Origin of the sequence: Paraburkholderia lebeckiae (assembly GCF_050436225.1) — a bacterium.
Classification (GTDB): domain Bacteria; phylum Pseudomonadota; class Gammaproteobacteria; order Burkholderiales; family Burkholderiaceae; genus Paraburkholderia; species Paraburkholderia tuberum.
In genome coordinates, this window is record NZ_JBNDLU010000001.1 from 2,970,319 (window position 1) to 2,986,853 (window position 16,535).

A 16,535-nucleotide genomic window follows, 5' to 3' on the forward strand; every position below is an offset into this window, starting at 1 on the left:
CGCTCAGGGTGTCACCGGCGGCGGTTTGCGTGGGGACTGCGCGGACGTTTTTGCCGCGGAATCGTTGTTGTCGCTCCTGCCGCCGCTCTCGCCCACGGGCGCATCCACTTCCACCTCGACAACAGAGGCCGCGACCGGCGCGGCCGCCGTGACTTCTGCCGCGGTCGCCGCGGGCACCGGCTGGATCGGGCGCGCACGCGAGTTGACGAGCACCGCGCGCGGTTCATTGTCGTAAATCACGGCCCGCACGCGCGGATAAATGTGCCGCTCCCAGCGACGTCCGCTGAACACGCCGTAGTGGCCGACGCCCGTTTGCACGTGATGCGTCTTCAGATACGGCCGCAGACGATCGCACATGTCCTGCGCAGCGAGCGTCTGACCGACTGCGCAGATATCGTCCTTTTCACCTTCCACGGTCAGCAATGCGGTGCGGCGAATCTTCGACGGCTCCACCAGACGCCCCTCGACTTCGAGCGCGCGTAACGGCAGCGCATGCTGCTGGAACACGGTGTCGACGGTCTCCAGATAGAAGTCGGCGGTCAGATCCATCGTCGCGAAGTACTCTTCGTAGAACGTGCGAATCGTGTCGGCTTTCTGCGGATCGCCCTTGCCGCGCTCGTAGTACATCGTTTCGAACGAGTCGGCGTGGCGGCCCGGATTCATCGCCATGAACGCTCCCAGCTGCACGAAACCCGGATACACGCGACGCTGCGCGCCGGCGAAGCCGAACGGCACCGCGCTGATCAGGTTGCGCTCAAACCACTCGATCGGCCGGCTCCTGGCCAGTTCATTGACGCGTGTCGGATTGATGCGCGTGTCGATCGGGCCGGCCATCAGCGTGATGCTGGCCGGCTGCGCGGGATGGTCGTCGGCGGCCATCAGCGCGACGGCGGCGAGCGCCGCGACGGTCGGTTGACAGACCGCGAGCAGATGCGTGCCGGACCCGATCGTCGCGGTGAAGTCGATCACGTGGCGCACGAATTCATCGAAGCCGAAGCGGCCTTCGCCGAGCGGCACGTCGCGCGGGTTGTGCCAGTCGGTGATATAGACGTCGTGCTCGGTCAGCATCGTGCGCACGGTTGCGCGCAGCAGTGTCGCGAAGTGGCCCGACATTGGCGCGATCATCAGCACGCGCGGCTGCGGCGTTGAAAGCACGGCGTCCTTGCGAAAATGCAGCAGCGAGCAGAACGGCGTGCGCGCGACGACTTCCTCGACCACCGCGACCGGCTCGCCTTCGGTGACGACGCTGTCGATGCCGAACGGCGGCCGCTTCGGCGTGAGTCCGCCGAGCATCAGAAGTTCGCACGTCGCGCGCAGCGAGCGTCCGTGCGACGTCTGAGCGAATGCCGACCATGCATCGAGCGAACGGTTCGCCAGCGCCGCGCCGTGACGCAGCGGTAGCAGCAGGTCGGCGCAGGCCTGATAGGCGGGATAGGCGAACAGATTCATACTTTCGAATGCGCCAGAAAGACCGGAACTCAAAATAAAAGCAAGTGGTGCGCCAGGCGCTGGCGCGCGTTGCCCCGTGTATAGCGTCATGTCTGCGTGCGTCGGCATATCCCTTGCGTGCGTAAGCGAAATGGGCCGGCCTTGCCGCGCTTTGGTGCGCGCGCGCACCGCGGCGTGCATGGGTGCAGGCGCGCGCGGCGCGATGCCCGATCTGGAGGAGACACGGATGGGAAATACTACGCTTACGATTAGCAGCAGGAATTATTCGTCCTGGTCGCTGCGCGGCTGGCTGCTGACGAAGTTCAGCGGCTTGCCGTTCGAGGAAATCGTGGTGCCGATCGACGACCCCGCGACGCGCGCCGAACTACTGCTGCTGTCGCCCTCGATTCTGGTGCCATGCCTCGTGCACGACGGCGTCAAGGTCTGGGACACCCTGGCGATCGCCGAATTTCTGAACGAGCTGAAGCCGCAAGCCGCGCTGTTGCCGCACGAGATCCGCGCTCGTGCGCATTGCCGCTCTATCTGCGGCGAGATGCATTCGGGGTTTGCGTCGTTGCGCTCGGCCCTGCCGATGAACCTGAAGGCGCATTTCCCGGGCTTCAAGGTATGGGCGCGCGCGCAATCGGATATCGAGCGGATCGTGACGATCTGGCGTGAATGTCTGAAGGAGTACGGCGGCCCGTTCCTGTTCGGCGAGCGGACCGCCGCGGACGCGATGTACGCACCGGTGGTTACGCGTTTCGTGACCTATGACGTGCAACTCGATCCGGATATCGTCGAATACGGGCAGCGCATCATGGCGCTGCCCGAAATGCGCGAGTGGATCGCGCTCGCGCGTCAAGAGGTCGAGGAGATCGATGAACTGGACGTCGAGTTCTGAGCGCGGCGGCCGCCGTCCGCCGCCGTCCGCATCAAGCGGATCCGTCAGCCGCGCTCGCCTTCGAGCTTGAACACGCTAACCAGCTGCGCGAGCCGCGCAGCCTGCTCGCGCAACTCGGCCGCCGCGGCTTCCGCATCGACCACGATCGTCGCATTCTGCTGCGTCGCCTCGCCGATCTGCGTGACCGCCAGGTTGACCTGCTCGATGCCGCCCGACTGCTCGCGCGACGCGACATTGATCTCGCTCATGATCGCGCGGACCTGACCGACCTGAGTGACGATCCCCTGCATCGTCGCGCTCGCTTCTTCGGCGATGCGAAAACCGCTTTTCACGTTCGCGCTCGACGCCGCGATCACCCCCTCGATCTCCTTCACCGCCGCCGCGCTGCGCTGCGCGAGCGCGCGCACTTCCGACGCGACGACCGCGAAGCCCTTGCCGTGCTCGCCCGCGCGCGCCGCTTCGACGGCCGCGTTCAACGCGAGGATGTTGGTCTGGAAGGCGATGCCCTCGATCACCGTCGTGATCTCGGCGATCTTCTGCGACGAGCGGCCGATCTCGGACATCGTCGACACCACGCGCTCGACCGCGCGGCCGCCTTCGAGCGCGGCGTCGGCGGCGTGGGTGACGAGGGTGTTCGCTTCGGTCGCGTGATCGGCATTCTGCTGCACGGTCGACGTGATCTGCTCCATGCTCGCCGCGGTTTCTTCGAGGCTGCTCGCCTGGGTCGCGATGCGCATCGCGATGTTGCCGCTGCCGCTGGCGATCTTCTCGGTGCCCGCCGACATGTCGGCCGACGCGTTGCGCACCTGGGCGACGATGCGCGCGAGGCCTTCGCCGATGCCGTCGATCGCCAGCATCAGGCGGCCGATCTCGTCGGCGCGCGCGCGGCCGTGCTGCGCGACGCGCACGCTCAGATCGCCCGCGGCGAGACGCTCCGACGCACGCGCGGCTTCGTCGAGCGGACGGCTGACGAGCCGCCGCACCGCGACGAGGAACACGATCGCGAACAGGCCGACCAGCGCGAGGCCGAGCAGCAGGAAGGCGTTGCGGGTGCGCACGACGTCGGCCATCACTTCGTCGCGCGGCGCGACGCCGCCGACGAGCCACTGCCACTCCGGCACCGTGACGAACGACACGAACTTGTCGCGCGCGTCGCTCTCGCCGAGCGTCGCGTCGGCCGAGCGGTAGTCGAGCTCGCCCTGCTTCATGTCGAGCATGCGCTGATACGGCGCGTTGGCGTCGACGGCTTTCTGGCCCGCGGCGGCCGGATGCACGAGCAGCTTGCCGCGCTCCGCGCCGCTCGACGCGTCGAGCACGAAGTAATAGCCGCTCGCGCCAATCTTCAGCGCGTGGATGCCGTCCTGGACCGACTGGATCTCCTTGTCCACGTCGACGCCGACGAACAGCGCGCCGATCACGCGGCCGCTCGCGTCGGCGATCGGCCGGTACTGCGTGATCATGCGCTTGCCGAACAGCATGGCGAGGCCGGTGTACGAGCGGTTCGCGAGCAGCGGCGCATACGCCGGCCCCTTGCGGTCGAGCAGCGTGCCGACCGCTCGGGTGCCGTCCTGCTTCTTCAGCGAGGTGGTCACGCGCACGAAGTCGTCGCCGCTGCGCGCAAACACGGTCGCGACCGCGCCGCTGCGTTCGAGGAACTGGTCGGGAATCGTGAAGTCGAGATTCAGCACCTTGCCGCCGGCCTTGAAAGTCGGCGTCGCGGTGCTCCCGATGTCGACTTTCTGCGTGTCGTCGAGCGAAAAGTCGGTGGGCAGGAAGCTCGCGAACAGCGCCATCGACCGATCGACTTCGGCCGACAGCGCCTTGTCGAACAGCTCGATCATCGCGGCGATCGAGCGGTCTTTTTCGGCGATGCGGGCGAGCACCTGGTCGCGGACCTGGTCGCCGACGGCGCGTGCGAGCGCCCACGCGAAGGTGCTGAAAATCAACGCGACCAGCACGCACGAGAGCACGGCAAGCCGCGCGCCGACGCTGGCGCGGCGCAAGAAGAGAGAGTTCATGGGCAGGCGTGAAAAAAGGGGACAGGCGACGCGCGTCGGGCATGGCCGCGAACAGCATCGATTTACTGGTTTACGGCTCGGGAGACGGCGGCTTTAGGGCGACTGAAAGCCGCTCGTAATATGCTGAAAGGGGCCACAAAAAACGGGCCCCGAAAAAGGGACGAGGGGAATGCGGAAGGTGTTGCTGCGTTGCTCAGCGCACCCGATCGACGGTTCGGCCGGGCGCGCTTCGCCACGTCCGCAGCAACAACGCATTGGTGACGACGCTGACGCTCGAAAACGCCATCGCCGCGCCCGCGAGCATCGGATTCAGCAAGCCGAAGGCGGCCAGCGGAATGCCGACCAGGTTGTAGACGAATGCCCAGAACAGGTTCTGCTGGATCTTGCGCCACGTTCTGCGCGAGATGTCGATCGCGTCGGCGACGAGCGCCGGGTCGCCGCGCATCAGCGTGATGCCGGCGGCGTGCATGGCGACGTCGGTGCCGCTCGCCATCGCGATGCCGATGTCGGCGGCGGCGAGCGCGGGCGCGTCGTTGATGCCGTCGCCCGCCATCGCGACGATGCCGGCGTGGCGCATCTTCAGGTCGCGGATCACGCGGGCCTTGTCGTCGGGCAGCACCTCGGCGTGGAATTCGTCGATGCCGAGCGCCCGCGCGACGCTCGCCGCACTGCCGCGATTGTCGCCAGTCACGAGCACGCTGCGGATGCCCATCTGCGCGAGCCGCGCGACGGCCGCGCGCGCGGTCGGCTTCACCGTGTCGCCGAACGCGATCAGCGCGAGCACTTCGGGGGCGTGAGGCGCGCGGGTCATCAGCCACGACACCGTGTTGCCCGCCGCTTCGAGTTCCTGCGCGCGCGCGGCAAGCGCGGTCGGCAGCGCGATGTCGAGCTCGCGCAGCCAGCGCGTGCTGCCGAGGGCGAGCGTGCGGCCGTCGACGTCGGCTTCGACGCCCCGGCCGGCGACGGCGCGAGCGGCGGTGGCGCTTGGCCCGCCCTCGCGTGCGCCGGCCAGTTGCCCGAGTTGAGCCTCGTGCGCGCGCATCACCGCTCGCGCAAGCGGATGATCGCTATGCCGCTGCACCGCCGCCGCGAGCGCGAGCGCTTGGTCGCGGCTCAAGCCCCCAACCGGCTCGAACGCCGTTACCGATGGTTGGCCGAGCGTCAGCGTGCCGGTTTTGTCGAACGCGACGATCGACACGCGATGTGCGATTTCCAGCGCTTCCGCGTCCTTGATCAGCACGCCGTGGCGCGCGGCGACGCCGGTGCCGGCCATGATCGCGGCGGGCGTCGCGAGGCCGAGCGCGCACGGGCAGGCGATCACCAACACCGCGACCGCGTTCAGGATCGCGGTTTCCGCGCCCGCGCCGGCGAGCAGCCAGCCGATCAGCGTCAGCGCGGCGAGCGCGAGAATCGCCGGCACGAAGACTTCGCTGACGCGGTCGACGAGCCGCTGGATCGGCGCCTTCTCGGCCTGCGCGCTTTCGACGAGCCGGATGATGCGCGCGAGCGTCGTCTCCGCGCCGATCGCGGTGGTCGTCACCACGAGCGCGCCTTCGCCGTTGATCGAGCCGGCCGTGACGGCGTCGCCGGTCTGCTTCGGCACCGGCAGGCTTTCGCCGGTGATCAGCGCTTCGTCGATATGCGTGCGGCCTTCGAGCACCGCGCCGTCGACCGGTACGCGCTCGCCCGGCCGCACGATCACGACGGTGCCGACCCGCACCTGCGCGAGCGGCACCTCGCGTTCGCCGGCGCCGTCGCGGATGCGCGCGCGCTCGGGGCGCAGCGCGTTGAGCGCGCGGATCGCGTCGGTGGTCTGGCGCTTGGCGCGCGCCTCGAGCCACTTGCCGAAGCGCACCAGCGTGATCACGACCGCCGATGCCTCGAAGTACAGATGCATCGCGTCGCCCGGATGCATCGCGAGTTCGTACACGCTGATGCCGTACGCCGCCGATGTGCCGAGCGCGACCAGCAGGTCCATGTTGCCCGCGCCGGCGCGCACCGCGCGCCAGGCTGCGCGATAGAAGCGCGCGCCGAATATGAACTGCACGATCGACGCGAGCACGAATTGCAGCCAGGCTGGCAGCATCGCGTGGAGGCCGAACCATTCGCCGAACATCGGTGCGACGAGCGGCAGCGTCAGCAGCGCGGACGCAACGACGCTCGCGAGGTCGCGGCGGGTTTGAATCCGCTTGCGGTCGACGACGGGGGCGTGGGTCGTGTCGAGGATGTCGCGTTCGTCGCCGGACGCGGCGATAGCTGCCGTTGTCTCGGCTGGAGCGGCAGCAGCGGGCGGCGCGCTCAACGTCGCTTCGTAGCCAGCTTTCCTGACGGCTGCGATCAGCGCGCCGGTATCGGCGGATGCGCTGCCCTGCGGATGAACGGTGGCGGTTTCGGTCGCCAGATTGACCGACGCGCGCGCGACCCCAGGCACCTTCGCGAGCGCTTTTTCGACGCGCAACGCGCAGGCTGCGCAGGTCATGCCGGCGATCTCCAGTTCAATGGTTCCCGGGGTCGCGGCGGGTGTCGCGGTTTGCGTCGCGCCTGGCGCGGCAAGCTCGGCGTTCGCGACCGGCGTCGCTTCGTATCCGGCCTTGCGCACGGCATCGGCCAGTTGCTGAGGCCCGAGCGTCGCGTCGCTTTCCACGCGGGCGCGCTCGGTCGCGAGATTCACCGACGCGCGCGCCACTCCCGGCAGCTTGGTCAGTGCTTTTTCGACGCGGCTCGCGCACGACGCGCAAGTCATCCCGCCGATGTCGAGTTCGACGACGCGCGTGGGCGAAGAAGAAGCAGTAGCGGCAGCGTCGGCGGGGCGCTGCGGGTTGGCAAGTGCGGTCATGGCAGGCTAGGCTCGTGGCGGCATCGGGCCGCATCGTGAATCCAGTATCGACCTTCCCATGACGGGAAGGTCAAGGCCGGATTATGCGGCCGCCGTCAGAACGCCGGCGGCGCATCGAGCATCGCCTGTCCCACCGCCTTCTGTTGATCGCCGTCGCGCGCGAGCAGCGTTTGCGCGGCGCCGCGCCGGTCTTCGGCCGCCTTGTTCTGCCCGAGCTTCCATTTGCCGACGAGCCGCGTTACCTCGATCTCGATGCCGACGATCGCGCCGAGCATCTGCGCGATGTAGTCGGCGGGCGCGTCGCCCATCTTCCATGGCACCGGCTCGCCGGCCTCCATCTCGCGCGTGAGTCGCGCGACGAGACCGCGCACGAACGATTCATCGTCATGCACCACGATCCTGCCATGTGCATGCACGACCATATAGTTGTAGGTCGGCACCTGCTTGTGCGTTTCGTGTTTGCTCGGATACCAGCTCGGGGAAATATAGGCGGTCGGCCCCTGGAAGATCACGAGCGCTTCGGGATGGGTCGCGGCTTCCTGCCAGACGGGGTTCGCCCGCGCGACGTGCGCGCGCAGCACCAGACGTGACGAATCCGCCGCATCCGCCTGCGCCTCGAACGGCAGATGATTCGCATCGAGCCCATTGGGGCCGTGCGTAATCAGCGCTGCGAATGGGTGCTCGGCGATCAGGCGGTGAAGAACCTCTGGACGGTTCTCTTCGAAATGGGCGGGCATGTACATTGAAGTATTCCGAATGCAGGACGACGAAAGAGTGGAGGCGAACGGCCAAGCTGGCGGTTCGACGAATCCGCGAATCGAAAAAGCATGGCGCGCTCGCGCGAGCCGTTGGCGCGGGAACATAATGTGGCGGCGACGCCGATTGTCACATCGGTGACGCGCCTGCGCGCTGTCAGCCGCAATTCCGTGCTTTGTGCTTGCCTGGCTAGCAAGGATACGATACAACGCGATGTTGTCGGAATCGCAATCCGCGGACTCGCTGCGCAGTGTTTCGGGAGAACCGCGCATGCACCAGGCGCTGCACACCGGCATCCCCCATAGGACCGCACGTTCCGCACTCTGAACGAATGATAAAAAATCTCCGAGAACTGTTTTTGCTTCAACGAACCTGCGCGTCGCTCGCGGGTCTCGCACTGCTGGCCAGCTGTGCGTCGACCCCCACCGCGACGCAACAACGCACCGGCTGGATCAAGGACGAAGTCGCCGACTCCTACGTATTCGGCTATCCGCTCGTGCTGATGAGCGCCGCGCGCGACGCGGCGGTCGGCACCGAGCCGGGTCAGGCGCCTTTCAACACGCTGCGTCACGCGCAGGCGCTGCCGCCGATCGGCGCGACCAATCCGCCGCAGCCGAGCCTCGACACGCTCGGCTCGACTGGCTGGCTCGACCTTGCCGCCGAGCCGGTGATCCTGGCCCTACCTGATTCGCATGGCCGTTACGTCGATGCGCGGGTGCTCGACATGTGGACCAACGTCGCGTGGTCGACCGGACCGCAGTTCGCCGCGGGCATGGGCACCGCGAAGGGCTTGCGGGCGCAGACGATCGCGTTCGTCGCACCGGGCTGGAAGGGCGAGCTGCCGAAGGGCGCACAGCGCGTCGAAGTGCCGACGCGCAACGCATGGATCAGCGTGCGCATCCAGTCGAACGGCGCGCGCGATCTGAACGCGGTGCGCAAGCTGCAGCACGCGATCCGTCTGGAGCCGCTGAGCGTGTTCGTCGGCGACGCGGAGCCGGCGGTGCCGCCGCGCGGTTACGCAAGCGGCGTCGCGGGCCCGAGCGGCACGCCGGCGCAGCAGGTCGCCGCGCTCGACGCGAGCGGCTTCTTCGGCCGTCTCGCCGTTGCGTTGCCTGACAATCCGCCGACACCGGCCGATCCGCACGCGCTCAAATTTCTCGCCGACCTCGGCGTGACGCCGGGCGATCCTGTGAAGCTGCCGAAGTCATCCGATGCGCTCGCGGCCGGTCTCGCCGACGGTCGCGATCGCGTCGCGACGCCGCCGTCGAATCTGCTGAGCGCGAACGGCTGGAGCTGGTTCGGCGACACCGTCGGCAACTACGGTCCCGACTATGGATTGCGGGCGTATGCGGCGAGCACACAGTTGGGCCTCGGTACGAAGGACGACGAAGTACGCGCGTTCGTCACGCAGGACAGCGACGGCAACGCGCTGAACGGCGCGAATCGCTATGTGATCCACTTCGCGGCGAACCAGCTGCCGCCGGTGCGCGGTTTCTGGACGATCACCGCGTATAAGAAGGATGGCGCGCTGGGCGAGAACGCGCCGGCGCGGCTCGCGGTTGGCGATCGCAATGGCGCGCGCCGCAATCGCGATGGTTCGCTCGACGTGGTCGTGTCGTCGACGCGCAGCCGGACCGGTAACTGGCTGCCCGCACCGCGCGCGGACATGCAACTGGTGCTACGCCTGTATGCGCCGAAGCCGCACGCCACCGACGGCAGCTGGCAGCCGCCGCCGGTCGTGCGGCAATGATGTGAACGGCGCGCGGGCAAACCGCGCGCCGTCCGGTTTCGTTATCTAACGCTCGCGAAAATCTCGTTCGCGGGAAAGCCAGTCAGTCAGCAGCACGAATCGTCAAGGCGGGCCTGACATTCCTGTCTAACCATTGATTCACGCCTTATACTGCCGCTTGCGGGATCTCTGTTTTTCGCGGCGGGCTTGCCGCCGCATTCCTCCACATCGAGCATGGCAAGCCTCAATAAAGCATCGTTAGCCTCCTCCATACAGTCCGTGCGCGCAGTCGCGCAGTCGCGCCGTACGCGACGGATTCTCGTCGGTCTGCTGATCTTCGTCGTCGTCTTCGGCCTGCTCGGCTTTTTCGCAGCGCCGCCGCTGATTCGCCACATCGCGAGCCAGCAACTGAGCAAGCAGCTCGACCGGCCGGCGTCGATCGGCCGCATCGCGCTCAATCCGTACACACTGCGTTTCGAGGCCGACAACGTGCACATCGGCGAGCGCGGCGGCGCGGGCGACTTCGTCGATATTTCGCGCCTCATCGTGAAGCCATCGTGGAGTTCGCTGTTTCGCGGCGCACCCATCGTCGACGAAGTGCAGGTCGATTCGCCGCGCTTTCATATCGTTCGCCTCGATGCGCAGCACTTCAATTTCAGCGACCTGATCGAGAAGTTCGCGAATCAGCCGGCAAAACCGAATAGCAAGCCGACGCAGTTCTCCGTCTCCAACATTCGCGTCGAAAACGGCCAGATCAGGTTCGACGACCGGCTGCTCGGCACGAGCCACGTGATCGATCAATGGAAGCTCGGCATTCCGTTCATCGCGACGCTGCCGTCGAAGACCGATATCTTCGTCGAGCCGCTGCTGCGCGCGCGCATCGACGGCGACAGTCAGCTCGCGATCGACGGCAGGACCAAGCCGTTCGCGGCGTCGCGTGAGTCGGAAGTGTCGCTGCGCTTCGACGAGCTCGACGTGCCGAAGCTGGTGTCTTACGCGCCGTCGAAGCTGCCGGTGATCGTGCAGTCGGGCAAGCTGTCCACCGACCTGAAGCTGAACTTCGAGATGTCGAACGACACGCCGTCGCTGCGCGTCGCCGGCACCGTCGATCTGAACGACGTCAACGTGCAGGATCAGGGCAAGGCGCCGTTTTTCGCGGCGCGCGCCGTGCATGTGGCGGCGGCATCGCTCGAACCGTTGAAGAGCATCTATCACTTCGACGATATCCGCATCGACGCGCCGAGCGCGAGCCTCGCGCGCGACAAGGACGGCGTATTGAGCGTCGAGCATATGTTCGCGCCCGCGCCGGACAAAACCGCCGCAAAGGAAACCGCGGACGCGCATGCCAGCGTCAAAACCGCCGCCGCCGAAAAAGCGGCCCCGCCGTTCGACGTCGCGATCAAACGTTTCACACTCAACGACGGCACCGTGAACGTACACGACGAAGCCGTGTCGCATCCGGTAGAAGCCGGGCTGCAAAACCTCGCGGTTACGCTGACCGATTTCTCGACGCTCGCGTCGGCGCCAGCGCACTACACGCTGAACACGAACCTGAAGAACATTGGCGGTTCGCTCGCCGCCGATGGCACGGTCGGCCTCGCGGCGAAGACGGCGAGCGCGAAGCTCGATCTGAAGTCGCTGAAGCTGCCGCCGTTGCAGCCGTATCTGGATACCGCGACGTCCGCGCAGGTGCTGGACGGTGCGTTGTCCGCGACGACGAATATCGACGCGAACTGGTCGAAGTCGCCGATGGCGCTGACGGTCGCGGACACGCAGCTGGACATGCAGGCGGTGAAGCTCGCGGCGCGCGGCGGCAAGACGCCGATAATCTCGCTCGCGCAGGGCAACGTGGTAGTCAAACAGGTCGACGTCGCGGCGCGCACGGCCGACGTGACGAGCGTAGACGTAACCGGTCTCGCGGTAGACGCGCAGCGCCTGAAGGACGGCACCATCAATCTGAATGCGCTCGCGGGGGCGCATCAACAGGCGACGGAGCGCACGGCGATCCACGCGGCGAAACAAGCGCACGCCGAAGGCCCCGCATGGCGCTACAAGATCGCCGAATTGACACTCAAAGACGCGACCGCCGATTTCACCGACAACACGACGCCGCAGCCGGTCAAACTGAGCTTTACGCCGGTGCAGCTGAAGGTGCAGAAGATCAGCGACGACCTGAGCCGTCCGCTGCCGGTAGACCTGCAAGCGACGTTGAACAAGAAGGGCACGCTTGCCGTGAAAGGCGACGTGACCGCGACGCCGCTGAAGCTGGCTGTCAAGATCAACGCGAACCGGCTCGACGCTGCCGCGTTCGAGCCGTACTTCGGCAACAAGCTGAACGCGGCGGTCGCGAGCGCGCTGCTGAATGCGAACGGGGATCTCGCGGTCGCGCAGGCGAAGTCGCTGAAAGCGAACTATCACGGCGACATGGCGCTCGTCGACGTGCGCATGCTCGACAAGGCGACGTCGAACCCGTTCGCGGGCTGGGGCTCGCTCGCGCTGTCGAACCTGAAGGCCGATTACGACGAGCACGGCACCGTGGTCGATGCAAGCCGCGTGACGTTCTCGAAGTTCTATGGACGCGTGCTGCTCGACGCTCAAGGTAAGCTGAACCTGAATGATGTGGTCGCGCACGAGGGCGGTACGGCGCCGTCGCTGACGCGCGACAAGAGCGGCTCGCACCCGATTCCGCTGACGCCCGAGGCGGTGTCCGAGGCAGTCGCGGCGTCGGCGCCGGTCGCGGCATCTGCCGCAACGCCCGGCAAGCCTGCCGCCACGGCCGTCGCCAGTGCCACGGCCGCGAAGCCGCCAGCAAACCCGGTCAAGATGCACTTCGGGCAACTGGTGTTGCAGCAGGGCCGCGTGACCTATACCGACAACTTCGTCAAACCGAACTACACGGCGAACCTCGTCGCCATTCAGGGCACGATCGGCGCGTTCGGTACGGAATCGACGACGCCCGCGCCGGTCGACGTCGCCGCGAAGCTCGCGGCCAACGGTCCGCTGACGATCCGCGGCACCATCAATCCGCTGATCGCGAAACCGGCGCTCGATCTGACCGCGAGCGCGCACGACATCGAGCTGACCAATCTGACGCCGTATTCGGCGAAATACGCGGGCTATCCGATCACGAAGGGCAAGCTCAACGTCGATCTGCATTACAAGCTCGAGAACGACCAGCTGAACGCGAACAACCACCTGTTCATCGATCAACTCACGTTCGGCGATCACATCGACAACGACACCGCGACCAAACTGCCGGTGCGTTTCGCGATCTCGCTGCTGAAGAACTCGCGCGGCGAGATCGACGTGAACCTGCCAGTGTCGGGCTCGTTGTCGAACCCCGAGTTCAGCATCGGCGGGCTGATCTGGCATGCGGTGCTCAATCTGCTCGAAAAGGCGGTGACCGCGCCGTTCTCGCTGATCGCGCACGCGTTCGGCGGCAATGGTGAGGACCTCGGTTACGTCGAATTCGAGGCCGGCTCGGCGACGCTCACCGATGCCGACAAGCAGAAACTCGACACGATCGTGAAGGCACTCACCGACAAGCCGTCGATCCGCATGGACCTGATCGGACGCGTCGATCCGAAGGTCGACGAGCCGGCGCTGCGCACGCAGTACGTCGATCAGATGGTCAAGCGGCAGAAGATCAAGGATACGGTGGGTAATGGTGAGAGCGTCGATCCATCGACGGTCACGGTCGATCAGAAAGACTACGACAAATATCTGACCAAGGCCTACAAGTCCTCCGACTTCAAGAAGCCGCACAACTTCATCGGCATGACGAAGACGCTGCCCGACGACGACATGAAGGGCGCGCTCGCGGCCAACGCACCGATCGACGACGCGAGCTTGCGGCAACTCGCGCAGCGGCGCGCGCAGAGTGTGCAGCAGTACCTGCAAGGCAAGATCGACAGCAGCCGCGTGTTTATCGTCGCGCCGAAGATGAATGCCGACGACATCAAGGACAAGGGTGCGACGACGCGGGTCGATTTCGGCTTGAAGTGACGGAGGAGTCGCGGCGCACGAGCCGTGGCGCTCGGCGAGCCGATAAAAAAAGCCCGACCTGAGGTCGGGCTTCAAAGTCGGCTGCGCCCTCCACAGGACGCAGCCCCTGCAAAACAGCGAGGCTGTATGCGTTGCCGCGAGGCTTAAGCAGCCAGCAGCGAGCGCAGCACGAACGGCAGAATCCCGCCGTGCTTGTAGTAGTCGACTTCGATCGGCGTGTCGATACGCAGCAGCACCGGAACGCGCTTGTCGCCGTCCTTGCCGTGGATCACGAGCGTGACTTCCTGTTGCGGCTTGAAGTCGTCGCCGAGGCCTTCGATGTCGTACGTTTCTTCGCCGGTGATGCCGAGCGACTGCACGCTATCCGAGCCCTTGAACTGCAGCGGCAGAACGCCCATGCCGACCAGGTTCGAACGATGGATCCGCTCGAAGCTGCGTGCGACCACAGCCTTCACGCCCAGCAGTTGCGTGCCCTTGGCCGCCCAGTCGCGCGACGAGCCCGTGCCGTACTCTTCGCCCGCGAACACGACGGTCGGCGTATCGGCGTCGATGTACTTCATCGCTGCGTCATAGATGGACAGCTGTTCGCCGCTCGGCTGGTGAATCGTCAAGCCGCCTTCGACGCGCGAGCCGTCCGCCTTCACCGGGATCATCAGGTTCTTGATACGGACGTTCGCGAACGTGCCGCGCATCATCACGTCGTGGTTACCGCGCCGCGAGCCGTAGCTGTTGAAGTCGGCCTTTTGCACGCCGTTTTCCTTCAGCCAGCGGCCTGCCGGCGAGTCTTCCTTGATCGAGCCTGCCGGGCTGATGTGGTCGGTCGTGACCGAGTCACCGAAGATGCCCAACGCGCGTGCGCCCTTGACCGGCGGGATGCTGGAAGCCGGCGTCATCGAGAAGTCCTTGCCGAAGAACGGCGGCTCGGCGATGTAGGTCGACTTCGGCCAGTCGTAGACCTGACCTTCTTCGCCCTCGATCTTGCTCCACAGGTCGCCCTTCTTCGTGAGCTGCGAGTAGTTCTTGCGGAACGCGTCGGCATCCATCGCGTACTTCAGCAGTGCGTTGACTTCTTCGCTGCTCGGCCAGATGTCGCCGAGGTAGATGTCCTTGCCGCCCTTGCCCTTGCCGACCGGCTCGGTCATCAGGTCGCGCGTGATGTTGCCGGCGATCGCGTATGCCACGACGAGCGGCGGCGACGCGAGGAAGTTCGCGCGGATGTTCGGGTGGATACGCGCTTCGAAGTTACGGTTGCCCGACAGCACCGCTGCCGCGACGATGTCGTTCTTCGTGATCGCGTCGTTCAGTTCCGGCGTCAGGTCGCCCGCGTTACCGATACAGGTCGTGCAGCCGTAAGCGGCCAGCGTGAAGCCGAGCTTGTCGAGGTACTTCAGCAGGTCGGTTTTCGTCAGGTACTCGGTGACGATACGCGATCCCGGCGCCAGCGACGTCTTGATGTGGGGAGCGACCGTCAGGCCAGCTTCGACAGCCTTCTTCGCAAGCAGACCGGCGGCCAGCAGCACGCTCGGGTTCGACGTGTTCGTGCACGACGTGATCGCGGCGATCAGCACGTCGCCGTTCTTGACGTCGACGCCGTTGCTCGTCGTGTATTGCGCGTCGAGATCGGCGGCCTTCTTCGCAAAGCCGTTTTCGGCGACCGGCTTCGAGAACAGGTCGGTGAAGGTGGACTTCACGTGGCCGATCTCGATGCGGTCCTGCGGACGCTTCGGGCCTGCCAGCGACGGCGCGACCGTCGCGAGATCCAGCGTGACGACCTTCGTGTAATCGATATCGCCTTCGCCCGGAATGCCGAACAGCTCCTGTGCCTTGAAGTAGTTTTCGAACGCCGAGATCTCCGCGTCCGTGCGGCCGGTGCCGTGGAAGAAGTCGATGGTCTTTTCGTCGACCGGGAAGAAGCCCATCGTTGCGCCGTATTCCGGCGCCATGTTGCCGATCGTCGCACGGTCCGGCACCGACAGCGAGCGCGTGCCTTCGCCGAAGAACTCGACGAACTTGCCGACGACCTTCTCCTTACGCAGCAGTTCGGTGATGGTCAGCACGAGGTCGGTCGCGGTCACGCCTTCAATCAGCTTGCCCTTCAGGTGCACACCGACGACGTCCGGCGTCAGGAAGTACACCGGCTGGCCGAGCATGCCTGCTTCGGCTTCGATACCGCCCACGCCCCAGCCGACCACGCCGATGCCGTTGATCATCGTCGTGTGGCTGTCCGTGCCGACCAGCGAATCCGGGTAGTACACGGTGTCCGCGCCGTCGGCCTTCTTGTGCACGCCGCGCGCGAGGTATTCGAGGTTCACCTGGTGAACGATGCCGACGCCCGGCGGCACGACCTTGAACGTGTCGAACGCCTGCATGCCCCACTTCATGAACTGATAGCGCTCGTTGTTGCGCTGGAATTCCAGCTTCATGTTCAGGTCGAGCGCGTTCTTCTCGCGGAAGTGGTCGATCTGCACCGAGTGGTCGACGACCAGATCGACCGGCACCAGCGGCTCGATCGACTTCGGGTTCTTGCCGACGGCCTTCGCGACGCCGCGCATCGCGGCGATGTCGGCGAGCAGGGGCACGCCGGTGAAGTCCTGAAGCACGACGCGCGACACGACGAACGGAATTTCGTCGACGCGCGCCGCGGTCGGCTTCCAGTTCGCGAGTTGCGTGACATGTTCTTCGGCGATTTTCTTGCCGTCGTAGTTGCGCAGCACCGATTCCAGCACGATACGGATCGAGACCGGCAGGCGGTCGATCTTGAGGTTCAGAGCCTTGCCGAGTTGCGGCAGGGAGTAGAACTTGCCTTTGCCGGAACCGCTGTCGAATTCCTTGAGCGTTTTGTGGAGGTTGTGGGCCATGGTG

At 66.0% G+C, this 16,535-nt stretch carries 8 protein-coding genes; 3 read left to right on the plus strand and 5 right to left on the minus strand.

Annotated features, from left to right (window positions below; genetic code table 11):
• Positions 1-3: 3 nt before the first annotated feature.
• Positions 4-1,449: a polyhydroxyalkanoate depolymerase gene (locus tag OKW45_RS13950; protein WP_429468920.1), complete on the minus strand. Its 1,446-nt coding sequence runs from the start codon at positions 1,447-1,449 to the stop codon at positions 4-6.
• A gap of 226 nt (positions 1,450-1,675) precedes the next feature.
• Between OKW45_RS13950 and OKW45_RS13955 the strand changes: the two genes are divergently transcribed.
• Entirely contained in the window at positions 1,676-2,329 is a 654-nt protein-coding gene (locus OKW45_RS13955) for a glutathione S-transferase family protein (protein ID WP_026226457.1), read from the plus strand.
• Positions 2,330-2,373: 44 nt separating this feature from the next.
• Here OKW45_RS13955 and OKW45_RS13960 read toward each other — a convergent pair whose 3' ends face one another.
• The 3 genes from OKW45_RS13960 to OKW45_RS13970 form a co-directional block, all read right to left on the minus strand.
• A complete protein-coding gene (locus OKW45_RS13960; RefSeq protein WP_429468923.1) occupies positions 2,374-4,347 on the minus strand; it encodes a methyl-accepting chemotaxis protein in 1,974 nt (657 codons plus the stop codon).
• A gap of 193 nt (positions 4,348-4,540) precedes the next feature.
• Positions 4,541-7,183 carry a heavy metal translocating P-type ATPase gene (locus tag OKW45_RS13965; protein WP_429468926.1) on the minus strand — a complete coding sequence of 881 codons (2,643 nt, stop codon included), beginning with the start codon at positions 7,181-7,183 and terminating at the stop codon, positions 4,541-4,543.
• 95 nt (positions 7,184-7,278) lie between these two features.
• The gene (locus OKW45_RS13970) at positions 7,279-7,926 is read right to left on the minus strand and encodes an FMN-binding negative transcriptional regulator (protein WP_429468929.1); all 648 of its coding nucleotides are present in this window, start codon (positions 7,924-7,926) and stop codon (positions 7,279-7,281) included.
• Between the two features lie 344 nt (positions 7,927-8,270).
• Here OKW45_RS13970 and OKW45_RS13975 point away from each other — a divergent pair, with 344 nt between their 5' ends.
• Entirely contained in the window at positions 8,271-9,689 is a 1,419-nt protein-coding gene (locus tag OKW45_RS13975) for a DUF1254 domain-containing protein (protein WP_429468932.1), read from the plus strand.
• A 213-nt stretch (positions 9,690-9,902) separates the two neighbouring features.
• Entirely contained in the window at positions 9,903-13,673 is a 3,771-nt protein-coding gene (locus tag OKW45_RS13980; protein WP_429468935.1) for a DUF748 domain-containing protein, read from the plus strand.
• Positions 13,674-13,816: 143 nt separating this feature from the next.
• On the opposite strand, the gene acnA is transcribed toward OKW45_RS13980, so the two are convergent.
• The gene (gene acnA / locus OKW45_RS13985; RefSeq protein WP_429468938.1) at positions 13,817-16,531 is read right to left on the minus strand and encodes an aconitate hydratase AcnA; all 2,715 of its coding nucleotides are present in this window, start codon (positions 16,529-16,531) and stop codon (positions 13,817-13,819) included.
• Between the last annotated feature and the right edge of the window lie 4 nt (positions 16,532-16,535).

What these genes read in the sequence shown, in the direction of transcription:
- OKW45_RS13975 (WP_429468932.1), top strand. Translation starts at nt 8,271, where the DNA reads ATGATAAAAAATCTCCGAGAACTGTTTTTGCTTCAACGAACCTGCGCG.
- OKW45_RS13965 (WP_429468926.1), bottom strand. Translation starts at nt 7,183, where the DNA reads ATGACCGCACTTGCCAACCCGCAGCGCCCCGCCGACGCTGCCGCTACT.
- OKW45_RS13970 (WP_429468929.1), bottom strand. Translation starts at nt 7,926, where the DNA reads ATGTACATGCCCGCCCATTTCGAAGAGAACCGTCCAGAGGTTCTTCAC.
- OKW45_RS13955 (WP_026226457.1), top strand. Translation starts at nt 1,676, where the DNA reads ATGGGAAATACTACGCTTACGATTAGCAGCAGGAATTATTCGTCCTGG.
- OKW45_RS13980 (WP_429468935.1), top strand. Translation starts at nt 9,903, where the DNA reads ATGGCAAGCCTCAATAAAGCATCGTTAGCCTCCTCCATACAGTCCGTG.
- OKW45_RS13960 (WP_429468923.1), bottom strand. Translation starts at nt 4,347, where the DNA reads ATGAACTCTCTCTTCTTGCGCCGCGCCAGCGTCGGCGCGCGGCTTGCC.
- OKW45_RS13950 (WP_429468920.1), bottom strand. Translation starts at nt 1,449, where the DNA reads ATGAATCTGTTCGCCTATCCCGCCTATCAGGCCTGCGCCGACCTGCTG.
- acnA (WP_429468938.1), bottom strand. Translation starts at nt 16,531, where the DNA reads ATGGCCCACAACCTCCACAAAACGCTCAAGGAATTCGACAGCGGTTCC.